The sequence below is a fragment of the Blastococcus sp. SYSU D00868 genome, from assembly GCF_054050575.1.
Genome location: NZ_JBJGZO010000004.1, coordinates 98,289 through 122,070 on the forward strand (window position 1 = coordinate 98,289; position 23,782 = coordinate 122,070).

Annotated in this window: 20 protein-coding genes and 2 tRNA genes; 17 read left to right on the forward strand and 5 right to left on the reverse strand. The window is 70.8% G+C overall.

Going from position 1 to position 23,782, the window contains the following annotated elements:
- The first annotated feature begins 261 nt into the window (after nucleotides 1–261).
- From ACI79F_RS05160 to ACI79F_RS05175, 4 genes are all read left to right on the forward strand, one after another.
- Nucleotides 262–651, forward strand: a complete 390-nt coding sequence (locus tag ACI79F_RS05160; RefSeq protein ID WP_456543930.1) for a TIR domain-containing protein — start codon at nucleotides 262–264, stop codon at nucleotides 649–651.
- The gene (locus tag ACI79F_RS05165) at nucleotides 644–1,564 is read left to right on the forward strand and encodes a DUF4231 domain-containing protein (RefSeq protein ID WP_456543929.1); all 921 of its coding nucleotides are present in this window, start codon (nucleotides 644–646) and stop codon (nucleotides 1,562–1,564) included. Before ACI79F_RS05160 ends, ACI79F_RS05165 begins: the two co-directional genes overlap by 8 nt.
- Nucleotides 1,565–1,790: 226 nt before the next feature.
- Nucleotides 1,791–2,723 carry a TIR domain-containing protein gene (locus ACI79F_RS05170; protein WP_456543928.1) on the forward strand — a complete coding sequence of 311 codons (933 nt, stop codon included), beginning with the start codon at nucleotides 1,791–1,793 and terminating at the stop codon, nucleotides 2,721–2,723.
- 1,550 nt (nucleotides 2,724–4,273) lie between these two features.
- Nucleotides 4,274–4,705, forward strand: coding sequence for a hypothetical protein (locus ACI79F_RS05175; RefSeq protein WP_456543927.1), 432 nt, complete (start codon nucleotides 4,274–4,276; stop codon nucleotides 4,703–4,705).
- Between the two features lie 1,782 nt (nucleotides 4,706–6,487).
- Here ACI79F_RS05175 and ACI79F_RS05180 read toward each other — a convergent pair.
- Nucleotides 6,488–6,561: transfer RNA gene (locus tag ACI79F_RS05180), tRNA-Gly, on the reverse strand.
- An 86-nt stretch (nucleotides 6,562–6,647) separates the two neighbouring features.
- On the opposite strand from ACI79F_RS05180, the gene ACI79F_RS05185 reads away from it, so the two are divergent.
- From ACI79F_RS05185 to clpX, 6 genes are all read left to right on the forward strand, one after another.
- Nucleotides 6,648–7,364: an aspartate/glutamate racemase family protein gene (locus tag ACI79F_RS05185; RefSeq protein WP_456543926.1), complete on the forward strand. Its 717-nt coding sequence runs from the start codon at nucleotides 6,648–6,650 to the stop codon at nucleotides 7,362–7,364.
- Between the two features lie 75 nt (nucleotides 7,365–7,439).
- Nucleotides 7,440–7,513, forward strand: a tRNA-Pro gene (locus ACI79F_RS05190).
- 107 nt (nucleotides 7,514–7,620) lie between these two features.
- Nucleotides 7,621–9,111, forward strand: a complete 1,491-nt coding sequence (gene tig / locus ACI79F_RS05195) for a trigger factor (RefSeq protein WP_456543925.1) — start codon at nucleotides 7,621–7,623, stop codon at nucleotides 9,109–9,111.
- Between the two features lie 287 nt (nucleotides 9,112–9,398).
- Nucleotides 9,399–10,034 (forward strand): ATP-dependent Clp protease proteolytic subunit, encoded by a 636-nt coding sequence (locus ACI79F_RS05200; protein WP_456543924.1) that lies wholly within the window; start codon nucleotides 9,399–9,401, stop codon nucleotides 10,032–10,034.
- Between the two features lie 19 nt (nucleotides 10,035–10,053).
- On the forward strand, nucleotides 10,054–10,686 hold the full coding sequence (locus tag ACI79F_RS05205; protein ID WP_456543923.1) for an ATP-dependent Clp protease proteolytic subunit: 633 nt from the start codon (nucleotides 10,054–10,056) through the stop codon (nucleotides 10,684–10,686).
- Between the two features lie 309 nt (nucleotides 10,687–10,995).
- Nucleotides 10,996–12,264 carry an ATP-dependent Clp protease ATP-binding subunit ClpX gene (gene clpX, locus ACI79F_RS05210; RefSeq protein WP_456543922.1) on the forward strand — a complete coding sequence of 423 codons (1,269 nt, stop codon included), beginning with the start codon at nucleotides 10,996–10,998 and terminating at the stop codon, nucleotides 12,262–12,264.
- Between the two features lie 119 nt (nucleotides 12,265–12,383).
- Here the strand turns inward: clpX and ACI79F_RS05215 are convergent, their stop codons facing one another.
- Complete coding sequence (locus ACI79F_RS05215; RefSeq protein WP_456543921.1) at nucleotides 12,384–13,298, reverse strand: DUF559 domain-containing protein; 915 nt, start codon at nucleotides 13,296–13,298, stop codon at nucleotides 12,384–12,386.
- A gap of 232 nt (nucleotides 13,299–13,530) precedes the next feature.
- Between ACI79F_RS05215 and ACI79F_RS05220 the strand changes: the two genes are divergently transcribed.
- Nucleotides 13,531–14,466, forward strand: a complete 936-nt coding sequence (locus tag ACI79F_RS05220) for an oxygenase MpaB family protein (RefSeq protein ID WP_456543920.1) — start codon at nucleotides 13,531–13,533, stop codon at nucleotides 14,464–14,466.
- 33 nt (nucleotides 14,467–14,499) lie between these two features.
- Nucleotides 14,500–14,745 carry a hypothetical protein gene (locus tag ACI79F_RS05225; RefSeq protein ID WP_456543919.1) on the forward strand — a complete coding sequence of 82 codons (246 nt, stop codon included), beginning with the start codon at nucleotides 14,500–14,502 and terminating at the stop codon, nucleotides 14,743–14,745.
- 7 nt (nucleotides 14,746–14,752) lie between these two features.
- On the opposite strand, the gene valS is transcribed toward ACI79F_RS05225, so the two are convergent.
- Nucleotides 14,753–17,338 (reverse strand): valine--tRNA ligase, encoded by a 2,586-nt coding sequence (gene valS / locus ACI79F_RS05230; protein WP_456543918.1) that lies wholly within the window; start codon nucleotides 17,336–17,338, stop codon nucleotides 14,753–14,755.
- A 42-nt stretch (nucleotides 17,339–17,380) separates the two neighbouring features.
- Here valS and folC point away from each other — a divergent pair, with 42 nt between their 5' ends.
- The gene (gene folC, locus ACI79F_RS05235; RefSeq protein WP_456543917.1) at nucleotides 17,381–18,745 is read left to right on the forward strand and encodes a bifunctional tetrahydrofolate synthase/dihydrofolate synthase; all 1,365 of its coding nucleotides are present in this window, start codon (nucleotides 17,381–17,383) and stop codon (nucleotides 18,743–18,745) included.
- Nucleotides 18,742–19,143 carry a DUF4233 domain-containing protein gene (locus ACI79F_RS05240; RefSeq protein WP_456543916.1) on the forward strand — a complete coding sequence of 134 codons (402 nt, stop codon included), beginning with the start codon at nucleotides 18,742–18,744 and terminating at the stop codon, nucleotides 19,141–19,143. Before folC ends, ACI79F_RS05240 begins: the two co-directional genes overlap by 4 nt.
- Nucleotides 19,144–19,185: 42 nt before the next feature.
- Here ACI79F_RS05240 and ACI79F_RS05245 read toward each other — a convergent pair whose 3' ends face one another.
- Both ACI79F_RS05245 and ACI79F_RS05250 read right to left on the reverse strand, forming a co-directional pair.
- A complete protein-coding gene (locus ACI79F_RS05245; RefSeq protein WP_456543915.1) occupies nucleotides 19,186–20,037 on the reverse strand; it encodes an LLM class F420-dependent oxidoreductase in 852 nt (283 codons plus the stop codon).
- A 6-nt stretch (nucleotides 20,038–20,043) separates the two neighbouring features.
- Nucleotides 20,044–20,808 carry a sugar phosphate isomerase/epimerase family protein gene (locus ACI79F_RS05250; protein ID WP_456543914.1) on the reverse strand — a complete coding sequence of 255 codons (765 nt, stop codon included), beginning with the start codon at nucleotides 20,806–20,808 and terminating at the stop codon, nucleotides 20,044–20,046.
- A gap of 197 nt (nucleotides 20,809–21,005) precedes the next feature.
- Here ACI79F_RS05250 and ndk point away from each other — a divergent pair, with 197 nt between their 5' ends.
- The 3 genes from ndk to ACI79F_RS05265 all read left to right on the forward strand — a co-directional run bounded on the left by ndk (nucleotide 21,006) and on the right by ACI79F_RS05265 (nucleotide 23,782).
- The gene (gene ndk, locus ACI79F_RS05255) at nucleotides 21,006–21,413 is read left to right on the forward strand and encodes a nucleoside-diphosphate kinase (protein ID WP_456543913.1); all 408 of its coding nucleotides are present in this window, start codon (nucleotides 21,006–21,008) and stop codon (nucleotides 21,411–21,413) included.
- A gap of 120 nt (nucleotides 21,414–21,533) precedes the next feature.
- Nucleotides 21,534–22,571, forward strand: coding sequence for an acyl-CoA dehydrogenase family protein (locus tag ACI79F_RS05260; protein WP_456543912.1), 1,038 nt, complete (start codon nucleotides 21,534–21,536; stop codon nucleotides 22,569–22,571).
- Between the two features lie 14 nt (nucleotides 22,572–22,585).
- A complete protein-coding gene (locus tag ACI79F_RS05265) occupies nucleotides 22,586–23,782 on the forward strand; it encodes an acyl-CoA dehydrogenase family protein (RefSeq protein WP_456543911.1) in 1,197 nt (398 codons plus the stop codon).

Here is a 23,782-nt window from a genome sequence, read left to right on the forward strand (position 1 = left end):
GCTGCCAAGCTCGCTGGACAAGCAGCATGCCTCGGCACATAAGAACGCCGACACCTGCTGCCACTGCTCCGCGCCGACTGCCCTCGTGGGCCGAGTTCAGACGGCCAACGGCAGGACGCGATCGATGCCTCGGCAACGTCTCACGTCGTCGTTACCTCCCTCTGTAGACGGCGTGAGCCCCGTGAGGGGCGCCGACAGCGCCAGTGACTCCCGTCACGCTAAGCTGACATCCTTTCACTCTTCGATTAGATGGGATCGTTTATGACTAAGCACGCTTTCCTCTCCTTTGTCGAGGAAGACTTGGACCGTGTTCGACTCTTCCGAGGTCAGGCCAAGAACAAGAAGAGCGACCTAGACTTCGACGACTATTCGGTGAAGGTGCCGTATAACAGCCAGAACGCCGAATACATCAAGTCGAAGATCACAGCAAAGATTAGAGCGGCGTCTGTGACTATCTGCCTAATTGGCCCACAGACGAGTCGAAGCTCCTGGGTCAAGTGGGAGATCGAGAAGGCCGGCGCGCTTGGCAAGAAGATCTTTGGTGTACGGCTGTACCGTGATAAGACCTGCCCGACCCCCTCGGCGCTGACGCTAGTTAGAGCCCCCGTCTACGGCTGGGACATTGACGCGATTGTCAAGGCCATTGGCTGATCCGCAGTCACAGACCTTGCTCGACCCGGATGACTTTCCTGCCCTCTATAGGAGCGCCGACACGACTTCGCTCGAAGCTCAACAGAACTTCCTTGCGGCGCTGCGGGTACGACTCGGGGGGTTGCTTGCGGCGACCGCGGGGGGAGTGATCGCTTGGTCAGTTGGTAGCATCCAGGTGGGTGGGCTCATCTCTCTCGTAGCCTTCCTCATTGCCCTGGCGGCAGAGCTCTATACCGCGACTGTGCGCCCGGATCGAACTTGGTACGAGGGAAGAGCGGCCGCAGAGTCCGCGAAGACATTAACTTGGCGCTATGCCGTCCGAGGTGAGTCCTTTGAGGATGCGGCCGACGGTACTGCGGACAGAAAGTTCCTCGCGGAACTGAACGAACTCCTGCAGGATCTTGACTCCTTGCAGTTGTCTGTCGCGGGCGGTTCGCAGATCACGCAGAAGATGCGACACCTGCGTGCGCTGGATTTCGATTCGCGAAGAGCAATCTATTTGCACGGTCGAATCCTCGACCAGCACAACTGGTACTCACGTAAGGCGAAATGGAACAAGAAACGTGCTCAGCAATGGTTCGTTGCGAGCATCGTGTTTGAGTTCGCTGGCGTGATCGGGGGCGCCCTCCGAGCTTTCGGCGTCCTTGACGTGGACTTGCTGGGTCTACTGGGGGGAATTGCGGCAACTATCATTGCGTGGGTGCAGGCTAAGCAGTATCAGACGCTGGCTACTGCATATGCGGTCACGGCGCTTGAATTAGCGTCGGTGGCCTCGGAGGCTGAGGCCGTCTCTAGCGAGGAGACTTGGGGTCGGTTCGTGGGAGAGGCGGAGGAAGCAATCTCGAGGGAGCACACGCTATGGCGCGCTTCCCGAGGAATACGGATTCGACAGCCGCGAATTAGAGGGGCCTGAATTCCGAGCGCAGACTCCCCAGCGGTTCCAATGAGTAGGGGTGGTATCCCGGGCCTGTGGGACCCCTCACGGCTACACCAGGACGTCGCTGGTCCGGGGTCTTCCGCACCTAGTGCCTAAACGTTGGGGACGTTGCCCGGCGATACTGTCCACCGAAGTTGCGTCCACCGTCACGTGACCGTGGCCAACGGCACTATGGCGAACTTGCAGTACAGGATCGAAGTGCATGGGGGGGACCATGACAGCAGGCAGTCTCGAGATCGACCTGTTCGTATCGCATGCAAGTGAAGATAAGTCGACGCTGGTGCGGCCCCTAGCTCAGTATCTTGCGGATCAAGGCGTGAATGTCTGGTACGACGAATTTAGTCTCACTGTCGGCGATAGCCTTTCGCGCTCCATAGATGCCGGCCTTGCGAAGGCTAAGTATGGACTCGTAGTGCTCAGTAAGAAGTTTATTGAAAAGCCCTGGCCGGAGTATGAACTCCGCGGCCTCGTTAGTCGGGAGATTGCCGCGCGTGGCAAGGTGATTCTTCCAGTCTGGTTCGGTGTGTCGCACGATGAGGTGCTGAGCTTTTCTCCGCCGTTGGCCGACAAGAAGGCCGTAGTAGCTGACGGGAAGTCTCTCGAGGAAGTGGCATTTGAGATCCTCCAAGCTATCCGGCCGGATATTGCTGGTCGGCTGGACGTTTTCAACAAGCTGAGAGCTCCCAGTGGACAATCGGAGCTGATGGCCCTCGATTCCCTCAAAATGGCACCCGCGCGACCGCTGACCATAGATGGCCACTCTATAGTGCGAGTCCACATTCTGAAACAGGTGCTCGAGGACGCCGGTGGTGACCCTATGGGCTCTGTTCGGGAGTTTCTCGAGAATCTAAGTCGAGACCTGCATCCCGAGGTGGAGCTGCGCGTTTGGGAGGTACTCGCGGCCGCCTACCTTGGAACAGTCAGACGCTTCGAGCTGGACAGCGATAAACGGAAAAAGCTGCTTGAATTTCTCTTGGCCTTGTCTCTGAAGGCTAATAGGGCCGCCGTCTCATTGGCCGAGGTTATCGGCTCTGAGGTGGCTAATAGGGCCTTGACTGTTTATAAGCATGTCGCCGGCCTGAGCGCAAAGGGGATGGTTGTGATTCCCTTCGAAGAGTCTACTCGCGACGACTAGGGCGGCGCATGTGCGGCCAGCCTGCCGCGCACCCGGGTCGGCCATGGTCGTGCCCGTCCTGGGTGCTTCTAGAGCAGCCTAGGGAGTCGGCTGCCACGCGCTTTGAGCGGCCGCGCTGGGACGAGCTGTCGTTATGGCGCCAATGCCCGTCGCGCCCTCCGTTGTCTCGCTAGAAGGCACAGCAGTTCTAACCACGATCGATACCAAGAAGGCGACCGTCGCCTGAATGCATTCGCCAGCGCTCCATGCGACGACCGCACTGACAGTGCTGCCCACGCTCAGCGCGGGCAGGGGGCAATCGATTGAGGCGTCTGCTCAGCTTCTACCGCCAACTCGGCCGGCCATCAGGATGACTCGTCATGGGCCGCGGGGCAGAAGCCGCAGGCGGTCATCCGATACAAGATCAGGGCGCCTCTAAGACGAGGCTGGGCCCGGGACCCACTCGGCGGTTGTCGACGCACAGACGCTCCGAGGTCAGCACTGGAGTTCAGCAAGATGACGAGGCGACACACCTCATGCATTGTCGGATCGAGGCTGCCGCAGCCGAGGTCAGCGGGTGCAGGCGTGCGGGTCACGGACATCGGGGCCGGCTTGAGGCGGCCCAGCGCCGGGACGACTCCCCCGAGCGCTGAACCCGTCACAACGGATTCAGCGCTCGGTGCACCTACGAGTGGCCCGTCCCCCGCGTGGTCTCCGCAAACGCGCAGGTCTGGCGGTGCAAGAGGTGTGACGGCTCGCGATCTTGTTTCCCTGAAGTACCTCGCATCGAAGGGCGGCCGCTGGAGCTGTTACCTACGGCCGAGCCAGTCGAACGCGCTTTGTGGTGTTGAGATGGTGTGTCGACCGAAGGGCTGGACCGCCTAGATGCGCCCCGTCCAGCGATCTCCGACCGCCTGCCCCTTGCTCGCGCTGCTGCCGCGCCGTCCGTCCACGTCAGCGGCGTCGCCGTCTTGGCCCTCGTCCTCGGCGGCTAAGGAGACGGATCCGCTCCCGCAGCACCGACACCATGTGTCGGGCGAGCCATGGTCGTGTTGCCGGCGCCAGGTTACCGAGGACCGCCAGCCGAAGCCGCCGTCGCACAGCCGTCAAGCGGCCTGCTCGCCGAGTCACCGAAGCCCGTCGCACAGGACCAGGACGTCGCGGGCCGGGTCGTTGCGTCTCTACTCGAGGAGACGCACCGGCGTGGCCGCCGACCTGGTATAGCCGAGGCTGGGACGCCGCACGCGGCACGGCGGACGCCTGTGACGAGACGATGCCGACTCGTAGCTGGCAGCGGCCATGGCTACGAGCCCCAGCCGCGTAGGTTCTCCGCGGATTTCGAACGGACGGGGGATGCAATGAGACGAGCACTTGCAGCTGCAGTGGCTGGCTGCGCGACCATGGCGCTGGCCGCCTGCGGCGGCGATGGGGACGGGAGCTTCGCCTCCGCGATAAGCAGTGAACGGTCCTCCGAGTCATCGGCTGCGACAACCAGCGCTCGACCCACTAACGCCTCCCCTCGGCCTACCCCGACACCCGCCGGGCCACCGACGAACGCCCGAGGCAATCTGGTGAAGGCCTTCGGAGAGGAGTCGGGCTTCCTCGACCCCAACGGCGGAACCGCCCTCACGTTCGTGGTGGAGGGTGTCGTTGCCCCGCTGGAGTGCACGGAGCCGTACTACGACTACGAGCCCGAGAACGGCGTCATCGTGGGAGTGCAGATGCGCGTGACGACCGGCGCCAACCTCACCGGCCTCGAGTACTTCGCGTTCGACGGGCAGGATTTCGCGTTCATCGGGCCTGACGGCGTCACACGGCGAGAGCTCTACACCCTGCCCGCCTACGCCTGCCTGCCCAACAGTCAGCAGTTCACCAGTGAGCCGCTCGGACCCAACCAGACGTACGTCGGCACCATCGTGCTCGATGTGCCGGCGCCGGCGGGAACCCTGGTGTACGCACCATCTTCGGTTTCGAACATCAACGGCTGGGAGTGGACCTTCTAGGCTCCGGCGAAGGCGCAGAGCCGCGTCGTCACCTCATGAGCGGCGACGACGAGGCTCTGTCACGTCGCGACGTAGTGCCGGTGACCTACCGGGCGGAGACGGCGCCTGCCGTACGAATACCTCGAGCGAGGCGATCGCCGAGGCTGTGCGCCGACCTGTGTAACCGCTCTCGAATGTGAATCCCCAACGAGCCTGCGCCAGTGACCACGACTCCGTCACCACGGACGTCGATCCCGTATGTGGGTGCTGGGGGTTTCTTCTGTAAGCCAAAGGTGTAGGAGCTTGCGCTCACGTCGACTTCAAGCCGATGGGCGTAGAATTCAATGTAACCACTGATGCCGTGCGACGGCAGCATTATGGGACTCGGCCCGACGTGTTCAACGAAGATCGTTGCGTTCCCAGCAACCTCCGCACTTTCCGGGGTAGCGGCGATCGTGCGACCGCTCTCTGTCGTCTGCTCATCAGCAGCGCCTTGCCAGGTACCTGCTAGGCGTCCGTGCAACAGGACAGCCGGCGGGGACGCAGTCTGAGGGAGCAACATTCGTAGCAGCTCGTGGCGATGCGCCGAGCGAGTAGAGGTCCCGTCCCGAAATGGAACTTCGAGCTTCGAGTTCTCCGACTTGACGACGAAGGGCGCTCTGCTGGTGTCGAATGCCCAGGCGTGAACATACTCACCGTCCCCAACGGCGATTGACAAGTGCAGGAGAATGTCGGGTGGCGTTTGGTCGAACTGTCCTTTCATTCCCGCCCACCAATCTGCGGGATCGATTGGGCCCGGATCCATGAAGTCGCCGGTCTTGTCGTGAATCCCGATGGTGTAAACGACAGGCTCTCCGAACGCCTTGTTGCAGAGACCGGCCAACTGTCGCGCAGTCTTCTTCTCCGGCCACCGCGCTTTGCACTCGGTGAGGTCGTCTTCGGGCGTGACGCTCTTTCGGAGTGCATCAACGGCTTGCAGGACGCGGCCTTCTAACACCGTAGGGCGCATACGCCGGAGGCTAGCTCTGCCGGGTGACCGATTCGGTTAGGCCAGGATCAGGTGCCGTCGTCCTCGCCGTCGGCAGGCAAGCCGATCCGGGTGCGCGTGGGCCTAAGCCTCGCTGGCGGTTCGCGTCGATGTGGAGGTCCCGCACCGACGGGTGCACAGGCCATGTTGCCCCGGGCTGGCCCGGGATGACGACGTCCACGACCTCCTAGCGGCCGCTGGGCCCAGCCGCAGCCTCGGTTCGTTCACGCCGATCGATGCGCTGCTCGAACTTGTCGCTACCGCGCTCGACTTGGCCTGTCCGGTCGGTGCCGAGCCGCTGGAGTACGAGGGACTTGGGGAGCGCTAGCTACCTGAATCGTCGTTTCGCGGCCGCGTCGAGCACCGCAACAGCGGCCGCGTAAGCGGCCGCCTGCTTGCGCGGTGCGGCCAGCAGCCTGACCTGGTGCACGCCGCGGCTGGTGGGAGACCCCGCTGCGGCAGTACGCCGTCTTCGCCACTCGTTGTCTACAGCCGGGCAGCGGCTGAGTGGCTGGCCGTGCCAGTGGAGGACATTGCGCGAAGGACCGCCGCTTGGCACGGCCTCGAGCTGACCTTGTGACCACAGTGTGTGGTCACAAGGTCCTGGATCGGGTGACGCGAGGCTGCGACCTCGCCGTATGAGCCGCCCGGCGTGACCAGAACATGACCAATCGACCGGAAAACAGGGGTCAAGCAGGCGTCATTTCGGGCCTTCCGGAGGGTCCTCCAGACCTTCTCCGGTTGCGCCAACAGGCGCTCTAACTTGCGGTGATGCGTGGAGCGGGTGACCGGGATCGAACCGGCATGGCCAGCTTGGAAGGCTGGGGCTCTACCATTGAGCTACACCCGCGGAGGTGCCCGCCCAGCGTAGCGGCCGCCCCGGCCGGTGCTGCGATCCGGCATGCTGGGCGGCCCCGACCCGCGAGGAGCGCCGCCGTGACCAGCACTGATGCACCCCGCCAGCGCGTTCTCGGACTGCTCGGCGGCATGAGCTGGGAGTCGACGGCGGAGTACTACCGGCTGGCCAACGAGCTGGTCCGCGACCGCCTCGGCGGGCTGCACTCCGCCCGGCTCGTCCTCGCCTCGGTCGACTTCGCCGAGATCGAGGCGATGCAGGTCGCCGGTGAGTGGGACCGCGCCGGGCAGGTGCTCGCCGAGGAGGCGCAGCGGCTGGAGAAGGCCGGCGCCGAGCTGCTCCTGCTCTGCACCAACACCATGCACAAGGTCGCCGACCAGGTGCAGGCCGCCGTCGCCGTCCCGCTGCTCCACCTGGCCGACACCACCGCGGCGGCCGTCCGCGCCGCGGAGATCAGCACCGTCGGCCTGCTCGCCACCGCCTTCACCATGGAGCAGGACTTCTACCGCGACCGCCTCGCCGCAGCCGGGCTGACCGTCCTCGTCCCCGACGCCGACGACCGCGCCGAGGTCCACCGCGTCATCTACGAGGAGCTCTGCCTCGGCGTCGTCCGGGACGAGTCGCGCGAGCGCTACCAGGCCGTCATCCAGCGGCTCGTCGACGCCGGGGCGCAGGGCGTGATCCTCGGCTGTACCGAGATCGAGCTCCTCATCGGCCAGGCCGACAGCCCGGTCCCGGTCTTCCCGACCACCCGGCTGCACGTCGAGGCCGCCGTCGACGCCGCCCTGGCCGACTAGGGCAGCCGGCAGCCGCAGCCCGGTGGGGTGAGCCGGCGCCGTGGCGGGCCGGGCGCACCTAGACTCGGTCCGCCACGGGGTGTGGCGCAGCTTGGTAGCGCACCTGCTTTGGGAGCAGGGGGCCGCAGGTTCAAATCCTGTCACCCCGACCGCCGCCCCGGCGCCGCCCGCGACGTCTCTAGACTCGTGGGTCGATCCGCGTCGTCCGTCCCGCCCGACGCCGCCCCCGACTGCGACACCCGAGGAGCACTGCGCTGTGAAGAGCACCATCGAGGAACTGGGCCCCACGCGGGTCCGGATGGCGATCGAGGTGCCCTGGGGGGACCTGGACCACGCCTTCGGTGAGGTCTACAAGGAGCTGCGCAACCAGGTGCGCATCCCCGGCTTCCGCCCGGGCAAGGTGCCCAACCGCATCCTGGACCAGCGGGTCGGCCGCCCGGTCGTCCTGGAGCAGGTCGTCAACCACGCGCTGCCCGAGGTCTACTCCGAGGTCGTCCGCGAGAACCAGGTCCGCGTGATCGGCCAGCCCGAGATCGAGGTGACCAAGCTCGAGGACAACCAGGTCCTGGAGTTCACCGCCGAGGTCGACGTCGCGCCCAAGCTGGAGCTGCCCGACCTCGACGCGCTCGAGGTGACCGTCGACGACGTCGAGGTCTCCGACGAGGACGTCGACCAGCAGGTCACCGTCATGCGCGAGCGCTTCGCCATGCTCAACGGCGTCGAGCGCGCCGCCCAGGACGGCGACTTCGTCTCCATCGACCTCGAGGCGAAGCTCGACGGCGAGGTCCTCGAGGACGGCTCGACCAGCGGCATGTCCTACGAGGTCGGTACCGGCCAGCTCATGGAGGGCCTGGACGACGCCATCCGCGGGCTGTCCGCCGACGAGTCGAAGACCTTCGAGACCCCGCTGCTCAACGGCCCCGACGCCGGCAAGACCGCCGAGGTCACCGTCACCGTCCGCTCGGTGAAGGAGAAGGAGCTGCCGGAGCTGGACGACGAGTTCGCGTCCACCGCCAGCGAGTTCGACACCCTCGAGGAGCTGCGGGCCGACGTCCGCACCCGGCTCGGCCGCACCCGCGTGCTGCAGCAGGGCGCGCAGGCCCGCGACAAGCTGGTCGAGCACCTGCTCGAGACCATCGAGGTCCCGATCCCCGAGAACCTCGTCGAGCGCGAGGTCGAGTGGCGCAACAACGCCATGAACGAGGAGCTCGTCCGTGCCTCGATGACGTGGGACGACTACCTGAAGGCTGCCGGCGTCGAGGACCGCGAGGCCTACGACGCGGACCTGCGCAAGAACGTCGAGGAGGCGGTCAAGACGCAGTTCGTGCTCGACGCGATCGCCGACGCCCGCGAGATCACCGTCGACAACGACGACCTCTCGGCGCAGATCATGGCCCAGGCCCAGCGCGCCCGGGTGAGCCCCGAGCAGTACGCCCAGCAGCTGCAGCAGGGCGGCAACATCGCCGAGTTCGTCGCCGACGTCCGCCGCACCAAGGCCCTGGCCCAGCTGCTGGAGCAGACCACGATCCGCGACGAGTCGGGCAACGTCGTCGACCTCGAGGCGCTGCGCCCGAAGACGGTCGCCGCCGCGGACGCGGACGCGGACGCCGGTGAGGCCGAGGACGCCGACGCCGAGGACGCCGCCGCCGACGCCGAGGACGCCGACGCCGCGGAGCCCACCGCCGAGGAGGCCACCGACGCCGCCGAGGCCACCGACGCCCCGGCCGAGGACGACGCCAAGGCCTGAGCCGAGACGCCGTGCTGCCGACGCCGTCCCGCCCCGCTCCGGGGTGGGGCGGCGTCGTCCGTTCCGGGACCCGGGCGGCTGGCCCGCGCGCCCACCCCGCCGCTGCGCCCAGGGCGAACACCCGGCCCGGCCGGGACTCCTGCCCCGGGGCCGCGCGTTAGGGTCGACAGGACTCAGGCGCACCCCGGGGAGAACCCCCCGGGCGGCGCGCCCCCGGGCCCTGCACCACCCCCGAACCACCCACTCCGAGTCCGAACGCACGACCGTCTACGGAGGTCACCACACCCGTGAGCACCCACCCGAACCAGGTCAGCGCCCCGCAGCTGCGCGGCGCGGCCGGGGGGATGAACCTCAACGACTCGGTCTACGAGCGCCTGCTGCGCGAGCGGATCATCTTCCTGGGCACCCAGGTCGACGACGTGATCGCCAACCAGCTCTGCGCCCAGATGCTGCTGCTGTCCGCCGAGGACCCGAAGCAGGACATCCACCTGTACATCAACTCGCCCGGCGGCTCGGTCAGCGCCGGCATGGCCATCTACGACACGATGCAGTTCATCGACTGCGACGTCGCCACCTACGGGATGGGCCTGGCCGCCTCGATGGGCCAGTTCCTGCTCACCGCCGGCACCAAGGGCAAGCGGTACGCGCTGCCCCACGCGCGGATCATGATGCACCAGCCCTCGGCGGGCGTCGGCGGCACCGCGGCCGACATCGCCATCCAGGCGGACCTGTTCCGCCGCACCAAGCGCGAGCTCAACGAGCTGCAGTCGCAGCACACCGGGCAGAGCATCGAGCAGATCGAGAAGGACTCCGACCGCGACCGCTGGTTCACCGCGGCCGAGGCCCTGGAGTACGGCTTCGTCGACCACGTCGTCAGCCGCGCGACCATGACCGACCGCGCCAACCCGGTCACCGACAACTGAGCAGCGAGGACTGACGACCATGAGCGGTTTCCAGCTGCCCTCCAGCCGCTACATCCTCCCCTCCTTCGTGGAGCGGACGAGCTACGGCATGAAGGAGAGCAACCCGTACAACAAGCTCTTCGAGGAGCGGATCATCTTCCTCGGGGTGCAGATCGACGACGCGTCGGCCAACGACGTGATGGCCCAGCTGATCACGCTCGAGTCGGCCGACCCCGACCGCGACATCACGATCTACATCAACTCGCCCGGTGGCTCGTTCACGTCGCTGATGGCCATCTACGACACGATGATGTTCGTCCGTCCGGACATCCAGACCGTCTGCATGGGCCAGGCCGCCTCGGCCGCGGCCGTGCTGCTCGCAGCCGGCACGCCCGGCAAGCGGCTGGCGCTGCCCTACTCCCGCGTGCTGATCCACCAGCCCTCCGGCGAGGCCGGCGGCCAGGTGTCGGACCTGGAGATCCACGCGGCGGAGATCGAGCGGGTCCGCACCCAGATGGAGCAGATCCTGGCGCGGCACACCGGCCGGACGGCCGAGCAGGTCCGGCAGGACATCGACCGCGACAAGATCCTCACCGCGGAAGAGGCCAAGGAGTACGGGATCGTCGACCAGGTGATCCAGAGCCGCAAGCTCAACGCCCTTCCCTCTGCCTGATCCCAGCCGGCACGGGCCGAGGCGTCGCGTGTCGCGCCCTCGGCCCGTACCGTCTGGGGGGCGGAGTGCACAGGGGGTCGCCAGTGCCGAGTGCGACGACACGCCCCCGCGGGCTCCGACGCTCGGAGGGCGTTGGTCCCCCGGAGCGTCGGGACCGGCGGGTACGGTCGACCAGCGCCCGATCCCCGGCCGGCAGCGCCGGGAGGAGCACCTCGCGGAGCACCGTCAGCGGGGTCGAGCACGGGCAGTCCAGCAACACAGCGGGTCCTCCGACCGTCGGACCCGATTCCCCGAGGTGGAGGTCAGCAGGTGGCACGAATCGGTGAGAGCGGCGACCTGCTCAAGTGCTCGTTCTGCGGGAAGAGCCAGAAGCAGGTCAAGAAGCTCATCGCTGGCCCCGGGGTCTACATCTGCGACGAGTGCATCGACCTCTGCAACGAGATCATCGAGGAAGAGCTCTCGGAGTCCTCGGACCTGAAGTTCGACGAGCTGCCCAAGCCCAAGGAGATCCACGACTTCCTCGGGCAGTACGTCATCGGCCAGGAGACGGCGAAGCGGGCGCTGGCCGTCGCCGTCTACAACCACTACAAGCGGGTGCAGGCCGGCGGCGGCACCCGTGACGAGTCGGTCGAGCTGGCCAAGTCCAACATCCTGCTGATGGGTCCGACCGGGTGCGGCAAGACCCACCTGGCGCAGACCCTCGCGCGGATGCTCAACGTGCCCTTCGCGATCGCCGACGCCACCGCGCTCACCGAGGCCGGCTACGTCGGTGAGGACGTCGAGAACATCCTGCTCAAGCTGATCCAGGCCGCCGACTACGACGTCAAGCGGGCCGAGACCGGGATCATCTACATCGACGAGGTCGACAAGATCGCCCGCAAGAGCGAGAACCCGTCGATCACCCGCGACGTCTCCGGCGAGGGCGTGCAGCAGGCGCTGCTGAAGATCCTCGAGGGCACCACCGCCTCGGTGCCGCCGCAGGGCGGGCGCAAGCACCCGCACCAGGAGTTCATCCAGATCGACACGACGAACGTGCTGTTCATCGTGGGCGGCGCCTTCGCCGGGCTGGAGAAGGTCATCGAGGCCCGGGTCGGCAAGCAGGGGATCGGCTTCGGCGCCGAGATCCGCAGCAAGTCCGAGGTCGACGAGTCCAACGTCTTCTCCGAGGTCATGCCGGAGGACCTGCTGAAGTTCGGGATGATCCCCGAGTTCATCGGCCGGCTCCCGGTGATCACCGCCGTGCAGAAGCTGGACCGCGAGGCGCTGATCAACATCCTCACCGAGCCGAAGAACGCCCTGGTGCGCCAGTACCGGCGGCTGTTCGAGCTCGACGGGGTGGAGCTGGAGTTCACCGACGACGCCCTCGAGGCGATCGCCGACCAGGCCATCCTCCGCGGCACCGGCGCCCGCGGGCTCCGCGCGATCATGGAGGAGGTGCTGCAGTCGGTGATGTACGAGGTGCCCAGCCGCGACGACGTCGCCTCCGTGGTGATCTCCAAGGAGGTCGTGCTGGAGCACGTCAACCCGACGATCGTGCCCCGCAAGCCGGCCCGCACCCCCCGCGAGAAGTCGGCCTAGCCGCCCTCCGCACGCCTCGACGAGCCCGTCCCCACACCGGGGGCGGGCTCGTCCGCGTCGAGGGGCTCGGTGGCGAGCGTTGCCCCGTCGCCGGCCACGACCGGCCTCGTCCTGGCCGCTCACGGGCCAACGCCGAGCCGCTGCCGGTACACGGCGGCGATCTGGCGGCGGCACCCCTCGGGATCCCGGGTCAGCCGGCGGTAGCTGAAGCGCAGCACCAGCCAGCCGGTGGCGGCGAGGGCGGCGTCCCGGACGAGGTCGCGCTCCCGCTGCTCCCGGCTCCCGTGGAACGCCGCGCCGTCCAGCTCGACCGCGAGCCGGACCTCCGGCCACGCGGCGTCGAGCTCCACCGTTCCGCCCGGGAGGACGACCCGGTGCTGCTGGGTGGCGCGGGGGAGCCCGGGCACGTCGAGCACGTGCAGCACACCGAACACCTCCAGCTCGCTCTGGCAGCCGTCGTCGACCAGTTCGAGCAGCCGGACCAGCGCCGCCCGGCCCGGGAGCTCGGGGCGGGCGGCCAGCTCCGCCGTCACGGCCGCGGTGGTGACCCAGCCCTCCCGTGCGGCCTGGAGCAGGACCCCGCGGACGACGGCGTCGGCCCCGCGCACCGCGGCACGGCGGTGCGCCTCCCCCCACGCGTCCACCAGTGACCGCGGCAGCGGTGTCACGCGGAGCCCGCGGACCCGGACGGCCGCGACCGGGACGCGGCTGCGGTGCACCCGCAGCTCGCGCGAGCTCCGGACGCGCCGGCCCGGCGGCACGGTGACGTGCAGCCGGGTCGCCTCGAAGTCGACGACGCCGAGCGCGGACAGCGCACTCAGGTGGCTGAGCGGGCCGCCCGCATAGCCCGTCGCGGCGTGGGCCCGGACCGACCAGTCGTCGGCGAGGTCCGGCACGGTCACCCACCCCGGGTGCAGCCGGACGAGGTCCCCGGCGGTCAGCCAGCGGCCGACGCTGCGCGCGCTGGTGGCGGCCGAGAGGCGGGACGTCGACGTCGTCCCCGTGGGACCGAGCAGGCGGCGGAGGTCGTGCACCCGGCGAGCCTGGGGTGATCGGCCGAGGTGCGGGGCCCGGCTCGGGGATCTGTGGACAGCGGGCCGAAGGCGTTGTCCCTGTTCCGGCCACCTGCGCGCCAGGAGTGGCCGGTACGGGGACAACGCCCCGGGCTCGCCGGGGCGGCACCACCGCCACGGCGGCTGGCAGAGCCGGACACAGCGCCACGCTGACGACCGGCGGGGTGCAACCCGGCGTGGCACAGTCGGGGACGTGCGCGTGCTCACCTCGCTGCCCGAGCAGGCGCGGGAGGCCTTCCGGGCCCGCGTCTCCGGCGACCCGACCGGCGCGCCGGAGTGGGTGCGCGACATCGCCCGCGTCGGCACCGGACCCGGCTGGTTCGAGCCCGACGGTGTCGTCTGGCGGGTGCACGGCGACCTGTCGACGCTCGTCGGCGGGGTCGCCGCCCTGCTGGGCCAGGCCGCGCACCCGCTCGCGCTGGCCGGCGTGCAGCGGCACTCGGCCTACCGCGAGGACCCGTGGAAGCGGCTGGCCGGCACCGCCCGCTGGCTGGTGGTGAGCACCTTCGGCTCGGCGGAGCTGGCCGAGCGGGAGGCGGCGCGGGTGCGTGGCATGCACACGCGGGTCCGCGGCCGGGTCGGCGGCCGGCCCTACTCGGCGTCCGACCCGGCGCTGCTGCGCTGGGTGCACCTGGCCTTCACCGACGCGTTCCTCGCCGCCCAGCAGGCCGTCGGCACCGACCTCACCCCGCGGTTCGGCCGCAACTGGCCGGACGCCTACGTGGGGGAGTGGGCCCGCGCCGCCACCGCGCTGGGCGCCACCGACCTGCCGGGGACGGCGGCCGAGCTCGCCGACGCCCTGGCCGCCTACCGCCCGCAGCTCGAGCCCGTGCCGGCGGAGCTGCGGCAGTTCCTCGCCGCCCCGCCCGGCCTGAGCCCGCCCGAGCGGCTGGTCTACCGCGGCCTCGCGGCCGCCGCGGCCCACGTCGTCTCCCCGGCGGTCGCGGGCTGCGCCGGCGTCCCGGGCCGGAGCACCACCAGCCTGAGCGCCGGGCAGCTCGCCCTCACCCGCGCGCAGCTGCGCGTGCTCCGCCTGACCCTCGGCCGGTACAGCCCCTCGGAGGAGGCGGCGCGCTGGCGGCTCGGGATGGGCCCGGCGCCGTCCTGGGCGCGCGACGACGCCGCCTGAGCGGACCGGCCGGTCCGGGCGCACCCTGCCGGCATGAACGCTGCTCGTTCCCTCGCGGGGACCGTCGGCGTGCTCCTCGCCCTGGTCCTCCTGCTGCTGGCCGTCCTCGTCTCGCCGGTCCTGCTCCTGCTCGCGCCGCTGGGACTGCTCGTCTTCGGCGTCCACAGGTTCTGGCGCCTCAAGCACAGGACCGAGCGCGCCGTGGAGCGCGGCCACCGACGCCTCTCCCGCGTCGGGCGCAGGGCCCGGGAGAGGGCCGGGCGGGCCCTCTCCCGGTAGCCCGGGATCAGCCCTCGGCGGCCGGGGCCAGGACGACGTCGACCGACAGCGGCTCCTCGCCGGCGACCACCGACAGCGACGCGATCCGCCCCGCCGCCGCCAGGTCCGCGCGGCCGGCCTCGACGAGCTCGACCTGCTCGGCCGGGGCGGTCACCGTCGCGGACTCGACGTCGGCGCGCATCGACTGCTTGGCCTCCGACTTCGCCTTGCGCACCGCGGCCAGCGCCTCGGCGACCACGGTGACCACGGCCGGGTCGCCGCCGGCCGGCAGCTCCGCCGCGGCCGGCCACGCGGCGCGGTGCACCGAGCCGGCCTGCCACCAGGACCAGACCTCCTCGGTGACGAACGGCAGCACCGGCGCGAACAGCCGCAGCTGCACCGACAGCGCCACCGCCAGCGCGGCCTGCGCCGACCGGGCGGCGTCGTCGTCGCCGTAGGCGCGGGACTTCACCAGCTCCACGTAGTCGTCGCAGAACGACCAGAAGAAGGCCTCGCTGACCTCCAGCGCGCGGGTGTAGTTGTAGGCCTCCATCGCCGCGGTGGCCTCCTCGACCACCGCCGCGAGGCCGGCCAGCAGCCCGCGGTCGATCGGCTCGGTGACGGCGTCCGCGGTCTGCGCGGACGAGGCGCCCAGGCCCAGCACGAACCGGCCGACGTTGAGGATCTTCATGGCCAGCCGGCGGCCGACCTTCATCTGCGCCTCGTCGAACGGCGAGTCCGCGCCCGGTCGCGCACCGGCGGCCCGCCAGCGGACGGCGTCGGTGCCGTAGCGCTCGAGCACGTCGATCGGCGTGACGACGTTGCCCTTGGACTTCGACATCTTCTTGCGGTCGGGGTCGACGACGAAGCCGGAGATCGTCGCGTGCGACCACGGCGCCGCGTCGAACTCGAAGTGCGAGCGGACCACGGTGGAGAACAGCCAGGTGCGGATGATGTCGTGCGCCTGCGGCCGCTGGTCCATCGGGAAGACGTGCGCGAACAGCTCGGGGTCGGTGTCCCAGCCGGAGGCCACCTGCGGCGACAGCGACGACGTCGCCCAGGTGTCCATCACGTCGGGGTCGGCCATGAACCCGCCGGGCACGCCGCGCTGGGACTCGTCGAAGCCCTCCGGCACGTCCGAGGTCGGGTCCACCGGCAGCGCCGACTCGGGCGCCAGCAGCGGCGCCGAGTAGTCCGGCTCGCCCTCGGAGTCCAGCCGGTACCAGACCGGGAACGGCACACCGAAGAACCGCTGGCGGCTGATCAGCCAGTCGCCGTTGAGGCCCTCGACCCAGTTCTCGTAGCGGTGCCGCATGTGGTCGGGCACCCACTGGATCTCCCGGCCGCGCGCGATCAGGGCGTCGCGGAGGGAGGCGTCCCGGCCACCGTTGCGGATGTACCACTGCCGCGTGGTCACGATCTCGAGCGGGCGGTCGCCCTTCTCGTAGAACTTCACCGGGTGGGTGATCGTCTTCGGCTCGCCGTGCAGGTCGCCGGACTCGCGCAGCAGCTCCACGATCCGCTGCTGGGCGCTGAACGACGTCTTGCCGGCGAGCTCGGCGTACACGTCGGCGGGGACGCCGTCCGGCGCCTCGGCCACGAACCGGCCGTCCCAGCCGATCACCGCGCGGGTGGGCAGCTGCAGCTCCCGCCACCAGGTGACGTCGTTGAGGTCGCCGAACGTGCAGATCATCGCGATGCCCGAGCCCTTGTCCGGCTCGGCCAGGCGGTGGGCGACCACGGGCACCTCGACGCCGAACAGCGGCGTCCGCACGGTCCGGCCGAACAGCGGCTGGTAGCGCTCGTCGTCGGGGTGGGCGACCAGCGCGACGCAGGCCGGCAGCAGCTCGGGCCGGGTGGTCTCGATGAACACCGGGCCCTCGGGGCCGGAGAAGGAGACGCGGTGGTAGGCGCCGGGCCGCTCCCGGTCCTCGAGCTCGGCCTGGGCGACGGCGGTGCGGAAGGTGATGTCCCAGAGGGTCGGCGCCTCCTGCGCGTAGGCCTCGCCGCGCTCGAGGTTGTGCAGGAACGCCCGCTGGGCGGTGGCCCGGGACGACGCCGAGATCGTCCGGTAGACGATGTTCCAGTCCACCGACAGGCCCACCCGCCGCCACAGCTGCTCGTAGGCCTTCTCGTCCTCCTCCGTCAGCCGCTCGCACAGCTCGACGAAGTTGCCCCGGGAGATCGGCCGCTGGTCCTTGCCGGGCTTCTCCGGCGGGGTGAAGTCGGGGTCGTAGTGCAGCGACGGGTCGCAGCGGACGCCGTAGTAGTTCTGCACCCGCCGCTCGGTGGGCAGGCCGTTGTCGTCCCAGCCCATCGGGTAGAAGACGTGCTTGCCGCGCATCCGCTGGTAGCGGGCGACGATGTCGGTGTGGGTGTAGCTGAACACGTGCCCCACGTGCAGCGACCCGCTCGCGGTCGGCGGCGGGGTGTCGATCGAGTAGACCTGCTCGCGGGGCGCGGCCAGGGCGGCCGCGCGGTCGAAGGCGTAGGTGTCCTCGGCGGCCCAGCGGGCGGTCCACTTCTCCTCGAGTCCGTCCAGCGTCGGCTTCTCGGGTACGTCGACGGTCGCTCCCGCGGCAGGGGTGTCGGGGATCGCGGAGTCGAGGGCCATGGGGCTCAGTCTAGGAACCGCCCGGCTGGCATCCTGGGACGGATGAGCAGCGCCGTGCCACCCGCAGCAGCAGCCGCGCTCGCCCGCGTCGAGGAGGCCCTGCTCGCGCGGTGGCCCGAGACCCGGCTCGAGCCCTCCCTGACGCGCATCAACGCCCTCGTCGACCTGCTCGGGTCGCCGCACCGGGCGTTCCCGGTGGTCCAGGTGGCCGGCACGAACGGCAAGACGACGACGGCGCGGATGGTCGACGAGCTGCTGCGCGGGTTCGGGCTGCGGGTGGGCCGGTTCACCAGCCCGCACCTGCAGTCGATGCGCGAGCGGGTCGTGCTCGACGGCGAGCCGGTGAGCGCCGAGCGCTTCGTGGAGACCTACGAGGACATCGCGCCCTACGTGCAGATGGTCGACGCCGGCAGCGAGCACCCGATGTCGTTCTTCGAGGTGATGGTCGGCCTGGCCTACGCGCTGTTCGCCGACGCGCCGGTCGACGTCGCCGTCGTCGAGGTGGGCATGGGCGGCCGGTGGGACGCCACGAACGTCGTCGACGCGCGGGTCGCCGTCGTCACGCCGGTGGCGCTGGACCACGCCGAGTACCTCGGCCCCGACGTCGCGACGATCGCGGGGGAGAAGGCCGGGATCATCAAGCCGGACTCGATCGCCGTCCTCTCGGCGCAGCAGCCGGGCGCGCTCGACGCGCTGGTCCGCCGCGCGGTCGAGGTCGAGGCCGTGGTCGCCCGCGAGGGCACCGAGTTCGGGGTGCTCGAGCGCAAGGTCGCCGTCGGCGGGCAGCAGCTGCGGCTGCAGGGCCTCGGCGGCGAGTACGACCACGTGTACCTGCCGCTGTTCGGGGCGCACCAGGCGCAGAACGCCGCCACCGCGCTGGCCGCCGTCGAGGCGTTCCTCGGCGCGGGCGCCGGCACCGGCCCGATCGACGTCGAGACGGTGCGCGGCGCCTTCTCCACCGTCCGCTCTCCCGGCCGGCTGGAGCGGGTGCGCACCTCGCCGACGGTGCTGGTCGACGCCGCGCACAACCCGGCCGGCATGGCCGCCACGGTCGAGGCGATCCGGGAGTCCTTCGACTTCACCCGGCTGGTCGGCGTCGTGGCCTGCGTCCGCGGCAAGGACGTCGCCGGGATGCTGGCCGCGCTGGAGCCGCTGTGCGCCGAGCTCGTGGTCACCCAGCACACCTCGCCGCGGGCGATGCCGGCCGACGAGCTCGGCGCGCTGGCCGTCGACGTCTTCGGCGCCGACCGGGTGAGCGTCTCGCCGCGGCTGCCCGACGCGATCACCGAGGCGATCGAGCTGGCCGAGGCTGGGCCGGACGACGCCCTCGGCGGCTCCGGCGTCCTGGTCACCGGGAGCGTGATCACCGCCGGCGAGGCGCGCACGCTGCTCGGCGGCCGGTCGTGACGGCCCCCGACCCGGTCCGGGCGGCGAAGGCGCTGCGCGGGTCCGCCGCGGCGGTGCTGCTGCTGGAGGGCATCGCCGTCCTGTTCGTGCCGCGCGGCATCGCGCAGAGCGGCGAGGGGCTGACCGGCTTCCGGCTCACCGTGCTGCTGGTGCTGGCCGTGGTGCTGATCCTGGCCAGCGGCGTGCAGCGCCGGCCGTGGGGACTGGTCGCCGGCACGGTGCTGCAGGTCCCGCTGCTGCTCACCGGCCTGTTCAACAGCGTGATGTTCGTCGTCGGCGGGGTCTTCCTGCTGATCTGGCTCTACCTGCTGCAGGTGCGCAAGGAGCTGCTGGGCTCGCCGTTCGCCGAGCCGGCGGTGCCCGGCGGGGACGACGGCGAGGCCCCGCCCGCGGGCTGAGCGGAGTCGCTCGGGAACGGAAACCGTTCCCCAGCGACTCCGCTACAGGTCGGCGCAGGGGCCGAGCACCTCGTCGGCGAACCGGCGCAGCCCGTCGATCGCCTGGCTGGAGCGCCGCCACGGCCGCACGATCAGCCGGGTTCCGCCCGCCGCCGCGTAGGGCTCGACGTCCGCGGGCGTGGCCGGGTCGCCGTTGAGGGTGACCTCCACGGGGGTCTCCCGGCCGGCGCGGTCGGCCAGCTCGGTCAGCCGGGCGAGCGAGGCGGGCAGGTCGGCGAGGGCGTGGTTCATCGGCATCCACCCGGTGCCCACGGTCGCCGCCCGGCGCAGCGCCGCGGCGCCGTCCCCGCCGATGTGCAGCGCCGGGCCGGGCCGCTGCACCGGCTTGGGCTCGAAGGCGACCGGCGGGAAGGAGAAGAACTCGCCGGAGTGCTCGACGACGTCCTCGCTCCACAGCCGGCGGCACACCGCGATGGCCTCGTCGACGCGGGGACCGCGGCGGTCGAAGTCCAGGCCGACGGCCTCCCACTCCTCGCGCAGCCAGCTGGCCCCGATGCCGAAGGCCAGCCGGCCGCCGGAGAGCACGTCCACGGTCGCCGCCGCGCGGGCGGTGACGAACGGGTGCCGCAGGCCGATGTTGTAGACGTTCGTGCCGAGCCGGATCCGCTCGGTGCGGGCGGCCAGGTGGCACAGCACGCCCATCGCGTCGAACACCGGCACCGTGGCCGGGATCGGCGGGTGCTCGGCGCCGGCGTGCGGGCTGCCGGTGGAGCCGACGGGGATGACCAGGTGCTCGGGCACCCACACCGACTCGAAGCCCAGCCGGTCGGCCTCCTCGGCGACGGCGGTCCAGAGCCCGGGGTTGACCGAGCCCAGGTGCACTCCGAACAGCATGGGTCCTCAGCTCCAGTACCGGGCGGTGGTGTCGTGGGCGGCGCGCGCGAACTCGGCCACCGGCAGCCGGGCGTATTCGGCGTTGAGCACCTCGACGCTCACCGTCCCGGCCCAGCCGCGGTCGAGCAGCGTGGCCGCGAACCGCTCGAGCTCGAAGGTGCCCTCGCCGGGCCAGGCGCGGCGGTCCATCGTCTCGGCGAATCCGTCGTCGCCGACCGGTTCCGGGGCGTCACTGAACTGCAGGTAGGCGATCTCCTCGAGCGGGATCCGCTCCAGCTGCGCCCAGGTGCTGTCGCCGCGGGAGAAGTGCCAGGTGTCGATCATGACGGCGGTGCGCCCGGGGTCGCCCGCGGCGGCGAGCTCGCGGGCCGCGGCGATCGAGGTGACGACGCCCAGCGGGCTGAACTCGATCGCCAGCCGGGCCCCGGCCTCGGCGACGACGTCGGCGCACCTCCCCAGCAGCGCCGCGGCCTCGGCCGACGGCGGCGCGGCCGGGACGGTGAGCACCCAGGGGGCGCCCACCGCGGCCGCGGCCTCGGCCAGGCGCCGGGCGGAGGCCAGCGTGCGCTCCGCGTTGCGGGACACCATGAGCGCCATCAGCTCCGTGCAGCGGACCCCGGCGGCCGCCAGGGCGTCCGGGACCCCGGGGGCCAGCACGCGGTCGGGCGGCAGCCCGATCCCGGCGAACCCGGCCTTCCCGGCGGCGGCCGCGAGGTCCGCGGTGTCGTCGGTCCAGCGGGAGTCGGTGGTGAGCGCGAGGTCGACGGGCACGCGGGGTTCCCTCCGTGAGGCCGGGGCGGGACGTGCGTCGGGCGCCACCGGACGGCGGCGGGCCCGACCGTAGCGGGAAGAGGTGACCGCGCCCTCGCTCGCCGGCGCGACGAGCTCGTCGTCGATGTGCACGGCCCCGGCGGTGCCGGCGGCCGTCGTCCGGGCCGGTGGGGGGCGCCCCGCTAGGCTCCCGCTCCGTGACCGAACGCACCCTCGTCCTCGTCAAGCCCGACGGCGTCGCCCGCGGCCTGGTCGGCGAGGTGATCAGCCGCCTGGAGGCCAAGGGCCTGCGCCTGGTCGCCGCCGAGCTGCGCACGCTGTCCCGGGAGACCGCCGAGGAGCACTACGGCGAGCACCGCGAGCGGCCCTTCTTCCCCTCGCTGGTCGAGTTCATCACCGGCGGCCCGCTGCTGGCCCTGGTCGTCGAGGGGCCGCGGGCCATCGAGGCGTTCCGCGCGCTGGCCGGCGCGACGGACCCGGTCAAGGCCGCGCCGGGCACCATCCGCGGCGACTTCGCCCTCGAGGTGCAGAGCAACATCGTGCACGGTTCGGACTCCCCGGAGTCGGCCGCGCGCGAGGTCGCGCTCTTCTTCCCCGGCCTGTAGCCCCCGACCGTCCCCGAGGGCCCGCGCCCCGCCGCCCGGCGGGACGCGGGCCCTCGTCGTTCGCGCGACCCGCCGCGGGACTCTTGTCCGCCGCGCCGCTCGTGTGATGCATTTACAGACATGGAACGATTCGAGCTGCGGCGCCAGGACTTCCGCCTGAACGAGGACCAGCAGGCGGTGCGCGAGGGGTTCGGCGACTTCTTCACCAAGGAGGTCCCCTCCTCGCTGGTGCGCGACGCGGAGCCGCTCGGCTTCGACGCCGACCTGTGGCAGCGGCTGGTCGCCATGGGCGCGACCTCGATGGCGCTGCCCGAGGCGGTCGGCGGCGACGACGCGACGCTCGTCGATGTCGTGCTGGTCGCCGAGGAGCTGGGCAAGGTCGTCGCGCCGGTCCCGCTGGTCTCGCACGTCGTCGCCTCGCGGCTGCTCGCCCGCGCCGGGGGGGCCGGCGAGCTGCTGACCGCGGCGGCCGAGGGCGAGCGGGTCGTCACCCTCGCCCTGCAGCCCGTCGTCGGCGGCAACCGGCAGCTCGTGCCCGACGCGGCGATCTCCCGCGACGTGCTGGCCTGGTCGGTCGACGGCCTGGCCCTGCACACCCTCGCCGAGCCCGCCGCGCACGTGCCCAACCAGGGCTCCACGCCGCTGGCCTGGTTCGACCCCGCGGCCGGCGAGCGCACCGTGCTGGCGACCGGCCCCGAGGCCGAGGCGCTGTTCCGGGCCGCCGTCGCCGAGTGGAAGCTGCTCACCGCCGCCGCGCTCGTCGGCATCGCCGACTCGGCGCTGCACCTGGGCGTCGAGTTCGCCAAGACCCGGCGCACCCTGGGGGTGGCCATCGGCGCGCTGCAGGGCGTCGCCTTCCCGCTGGCCGACGTCGTCACCGAGATCGCCGGCGCCCGCAACCTGGTGCTCAAGGCCGCCTGGTACGCCACCCACGAGCCGCAGACCCGGCCGGAGCTGCCGCTGGCGGCCTTCGTGCACGCCGCGCACGCCGCCACCGAGGCCGCCTGGATCGGCGCCCACGTCCAGGGCGGTCTCGGCTTCACGATCGAGGCCGACATCAGCCTGTTCTTCCTGCGCGCGAAGGGCTGGAGCGTCCTCGGGGGAGACCCCGGCCAGGACCGCCGCGCCGTCGCCGCCGCCCTGCTGGCCGCGGTCTGAGAGGGGACGACGACATGGACTTCGGCACCGTCGAGCTGACGCCCGAGCAGGAGCAGTTCCAGAAGGAGGTGCGCACCTTCCTCGACGAGATCGTCACCGAGGAGGTGCACGAGCACGAGCGCGTCACCGGCGACGGCTTCCACGAGGGGGTGCACCTCGCGCTGGGCGAGCGGGGCTGGCTCTTCCCCGCCTGGCCGGTGGAGGAGGGTGGCGCCGGCCTGGACCGCGTCTGCCAGCGGATCCTCGCCCTGGAGATCGCCCGCCGCCGGGTCCCCTACGTCACCCACAGCACGACCGGCCTGGTGTGGGCCGCCGTCGAGCTGTCCGCCGACCCGGAGCTGGCGGCGCGGCTCAAGCCGGAGGTGGCCGCGGGGCGGGTGCGGTTCTGCCTGGGCTACAGCGATCCCGAGGGTGGCTCGGACATCGCCGGGGCGACCCTGCGGGCGGTCCGGGACGGCGACGAGTGGGTGCTCAACGGCTCCAAGCTGTGGACCACCGGGGCGCACAACTGCCAGTACGCGTTCCTGATCACCCGCACCGACCCCGAGGCGCCCAAGCACAAGGGCCTGACGATGTTCCTCGTGCCGCTGGACTCCCCGGGCGTGGAGATCCAGGCGATCCGCACCTACGGCGGCGAGCGCACCAACGCCGTCTACTACACCGACGTGCACGTCTCCGACCTGTACCGGATGGGCGACGTCAACGCGGGCTGGGCGACGCTGCAGGGGCCGCTGTCGGCCGAGCACGGCGCCGGCCGCCCGGACGACGGCCTGGCCGACATCGCCCAGGGGGTCGGCTACACGCGCTTCTTCGAGCGGGCCATCGACGCCGCCGCCCGCTGGGCCAAGCGGACCACCCGCCCCGACGGGACGCTCGTCGCCGACGACCCGGCCTTCCTCGACGCGCTCGGCCGGCTGGTCGTGGAGACCGAGGCCAGCCACGTGACCCCCGGCCTGATGGGCCGCAACAAGGGGTCGCTGGCCTACATCGACGGCATCGCGCAGCTCATCGACCTGGTCGGCCCGGAGGCGCTGCTCGCCCACGGCGCCGACGGCGCGATCGAGGACGGCGTCATCGAGGAGGCGCACCGGTTCGCGCAGGGCACCGCCACGTACGGCGGGACGACCGAGGTCTTCAAGGGCATGATCGCCCAGCACGTCCTCGGCCTGCCGCGGCTCACCCTGCCCGGCAGCAAGCAGTGGGTGCGCTGA

What these genes read in the sequence shown, in the direction of transcription:
- ACI79F_RS05160 (WP_456543930.1), top strand. Translation starts at nt 262, where the DNA reads ATGACTAAGCACGCTTTCCTCTCCTTTGTCGAGGAAGACTTGGACCGT.
- ACI79F_RS05170 (WP_456543928.1), top strand. Translation starts at nt 1,791, where the DNA reads ATGGGGGGGACCATGACAGCAGGCAGTCTCGAGATCGACCTGTTCGTA.
- ACI79F_RS05205 (WP_456543923.1), top strand. Translation starts at nt 10,054, where the DNA reads ATGAGCGGTTTCCAGCTGCCCTCCAGCCGCTACATCCTCCCCTCCTTC.
- ACI79F_RS05225 (WP_456543919.1), top strand. Translation starts at nt 14,500, where the DNA reads ATGAACGCTGCTCGTTCCCTCGCGGGGACCGTCGGCGTGCTCCTCGCC.
- valS (WP_456543918.1), bottom strand. Translation starts at nt 17,338, where the DNA reads ATGGCCCTCGACTCCGCGATCCCCGACACCCCTGCCGCGGGAGCGACC.
- folC (WP_456543917.1), top strand. Translation starts at nt 17,381, where the DNA reads ATGAGCAGCGCCGTGCCACCCGCAGCAGCAGCCGCGCTCGCCCGCGTC.
- ACI79F_RS05245 (WP_456543915.1), bottom strand. Translation starts at nt 20,037, where the DNA reads ATGCTGTTCGGAGTGCACCTGGGCTCGGTCAACCCCGGGCTCTGGACC.
- ACI79F_RS05260 (WP_456543912.1), top strand. Translation starts at nt 21,534, where the DNA reads ATGGAACGATTCGAGCTGCGGCGCCAGGACTTCCGCCTGAACGAGGAC.
- ACI79F_RS05265 (WP_456543911.1), top strand. Translation starts at nt 22,586, where the DNA reads ATGGACTTCGGCACCGTCGAGCTGACGCCCGAGCAGGAGCAGTTCCAG.